The organism is Streptomyces rhizosphaerihabitans (assembly GCF_025399795.1).
Lineage (GTDB): Bacteria > Actinomycetota > Actinomycetes > Streptomycetales > Streptomycetaceae > Streptomyces > Streptomyces rhizosphaerihabitans.
Window position 1 is genome coordinate 1 of the sequence record NZ_JAODTZ010000134.1, and the last position, 2,940, is coordinate 2,940.

The 2,940-nt window shown below is 72.4% G+C and carries 2 protein-coding genes and 1 pseudogene; all 3 read right to left on the minus strand.

The genetic code is table 11. From position 1 onward, the window contains the following. Window positions 1-1,269: GlgB N-terminal domain-containing protein (locus N4G66_RS44965; RefSeq protein ID WP_449343329.1), on the minus strand; the 1,269-nt coding region annotated here is incomplete at its 3' end. A 46-nt stretch (window positions 1,270-1,315) separates the two neighbouring features. After that, window positions 1,316-2,737 carry a maltokinase N-terminal cap-like domain-containing protein gene (locus tag N4G66_RS44970; RefSeq protein ID WP_261710122.1) on the minus strand — a complete coding sequence of 474 codons (1,422 nt, stop codon included), beginning with the start codon at window positions 2,735-2,737 and terminating at the stop codon, window positions 1,316-1,318. A gap of 106 nt (window positions 2,738-2,843) precedes the next feature. Continuing rightward, window positions 2,844-2,940, minus strand: a pseudogene (locus tag N4G66_RS44975) (alpha-glucosidase C-terminal domain-containing protein); the annotation flags it as partial.

Here is a 2,940-nt window from a genome sequence, read left to right on the forward strand (position 1 = left end):
CTTGAAGTCGTCGGGGGTGCCCAGGCGTGCGGTGGGGGCGTAGAAGCCGGTGACCTGGTAGCCCCAGGAGCCGCCGAAGGGGTGCTCGGCGACGGGCATCAGCTCGACGTGGGTGAAGCCGAGGTCCGAGACGTAGGAGGGGAGCTGGGCGGCCAGCTGACGGTAGGTCAGGCCCGGTCGCCAGGACGGCAGATGCACTTCGTACACCGAGAACGGCGCCTCATGGGCCGGCCGGGCGGCCCTGTTCGCCAGCCACTCCATGTCCTGCCACGCGTAGTGGGACGCGTGGACGATCGAGGACGTGTTGGGCGGGGTCTCGGTGCGGCGGGCCATCGGGTCCGCGCGCAGGGTGCGGGAACCGTCGGGGCGGGTGATGTCGAACTTGTAGAGCTCGCCCTCGCCTATCGCGGGGACGAACAGCTCCCACACACCGGAGGAGCCGAGCGAGCGCATCGGATATCCGGTGCCGTCCCAGAAGTTGAAGCTGCCGGCCAGCCGGACACCGCGCGCGTTCGGAGCCCACACGGTGAAGCGTGTGCCGGCGACGCCCTGTTGCTCCATCGGCTCGGCGCCGAGCGCCCGCCACAGCTCCTCGTGCCGGCCCTCACCGAGCAGGTGCAGGTCCAACTCGCCGAGTGTCGGCAGGAACCGGTACGCGTCCTCGGTATCCAGCACCGTCCCTTCGTAGGTCACGAGCAGCCGGTACGAGTCAGGGACCGCGCGCAGCGGCAGCAGCCCGGAGAAGAACCCGTCCCCGTCGTCGCGCAGTTCGGCGCGCAGGTCGTCCGTGACGACGGTGACCCCGAGCGCGTACGGGCGGAAGGCACGGAAGGCGACGCCGTCCGGCACCGGATGGGCACCCAGCACTCCGTGCGGATCGTGGTGCGTACCGTCGAGCAGCCGCTGCCGGTCCGCCGGACCGACACCGGCGAAGCCGGGACCGCCTCCGGCCGGGCCGGGACGTGCCTTGCCGGGGCCGGGACGTGCCTCGCCCGGGCCAGGGCTTGTCCCACCGGCGGCGGGACCGTGCCCGCCCGTGCCGGGACGTGACTTGTCCTGGCTGGGACCTGTCTCACCGGACGCGGGACCGCTCTCGCCCTGGCCGGGACCCGTCTCGCCCTCGACGGCCTCGGCCGGTGCTGTCCCGGTCCCTGCCTTCCTGGCCGCCGCCTTCTTGGCCGTCGGCCTCTTGTCGGGCGTCTTCTCGGCGGCCGGTTTCTTCGCGCCGTTCTTCTTCGGATTTGCGTCGGACGGGGGGCGGGGCGTCACGGGCAGAGCCTCCTCTGGAGGGTGAGCTGGGGGAACAGCGGGGGGATCAGCGCGACGCGGCCAGCCGCCGTACCGCCGCCAGCGGAACCGGCAGCCAGTCCGGGCGGTGCCGGGCCTCGTACACGACCTCGTACACCGCCTTGTCCGTCTCGAAGGCACGCAGCAGTACGGGATCCGTGCGCGGGTCGAGGCCGCTGACCTCGGCGTATCCGGTGCAGTAGGCGGCGCGGCAGGCGTCGGCCCAGCCGGACGCCGAGGGTGTCCTCATGGAGCCGGGAGCCTGGGGGACGGAGTGGGCCGCGTAGTCGAAGGAGCGGAGCATGCCTGCGATGTCGCGTGCCGGGGGCTGGGGCATACGGCGCTCGGCGAGCGGTTTCGACGGCTCGCCCTCGAAGTCGATGAGCGACCATTCCCCGTCGGGGGAGCGCAGGCACTGGCCGAGATGCAGATCGCCGTGGATGCGCTGGGCCGTCCATGTGCGGCCCTCGGCGGACAGATCGGCCAGCGCCTCGAACGCGGTCCGCAGGCCGGGCGCGTGGGGCCGGAGCGCGGGCACCGCCTGTGCGGCGGCGTCCAGCCGCTCGGTCATGGCGTCGATGAGCGGCCGCATCCGCGTGTGGCCCAGGGTGACCGTGGGCAGCGACCGGGCGAGCGCGGTGTGCACCTCGGCGGTGGCCCGGCCCAGCGCCCGCGCCTCGGCGGCGAAGTCCTCGCCCTTGGCCAGCTCCCGCAGCGCCAGTTCCCAGCCGTCGGCCGCGCCCTGCACGAACGGCTGGAGCACGCCGAGTACATAGGTCTCCGCGTCGAGGTCCGCGAGCATCCAGGCCGCGGGCGCCGGGACCCGCGCGCAGCCCTCCCGGGCCAGCGTCAGCGGAAGCTCCAGATCCGGGTTGATCCCGGGGACGATCCGGCGCAGCACCTTCAGGATGAACGTATCTCCGTAGACGACGGACGAGTTGGACTGTTCCGCCGTCACCAGGCGCGGGACCAGGTCCTTTCGTATCTCCTGGCGTCGGTCGCGCTCGAAGCGCAGGTCACCGACGCGGGCTCCGGTGCGCAGGGCCTCCAGGAGGACACCGGCGGAGCGCGGGTCGTGCAGCGCCTCGTACACCGTGCGGCCGGCCAGCGGTCCTTCCTCCAGATGCCCGATCAGGGCCGGCGCGAGCCGTGGCGGCAACGCCTCGCGTACGCCGATCAGTAACTGGTAGCAGTCCCCGGGGTGCGAGGTGGCACCCTGCGCGGGAGTACGCGGCTGATGGGCGCGTACGAGCAGATGGATCAGGCCCAACTGGCTCCCGGGCGGCAGCAGTTCCACCGCGGCCACCAGTGAGAATCCGGTCACCGGACGTCCTTTGCCCGCGAACCAGCGTTGCCGGGGCAGCCATTCCCGCAGCAGGGGATCGAGCGACGCGAGCAACTCGGGGCGGGCGACCGGGGCCGGGGCAGAGTGGGTTACGGCTTCCGACATGGCGTCGCGTCCTTTCCCCAGTGACCCGGGGGCCCCGGATACCGGGCGAGGTGTGAGTCATGCGTTCCCAGGGCGGGGCGGGAGAAACCGCCCCGCCGCCCGGGTTCTAGACGGCGTCCTTCCGGAGCCGGAACCAGTAGAAGCCGTGACCGGCGAGGGTCAGCAAGTACGGCAGTTCGCCGATGGCCGGGAATCGCACGCCA

Coding starts and splice junctions, on each gene's coding strand:
- N4G66_RS44970 (WP_261710122.1), bottom strand. CDS start 2,737: ATGTCGGAAGCCGTAACCCACTCTGCCCCGGCCCCGGTCGCCCGCCCC.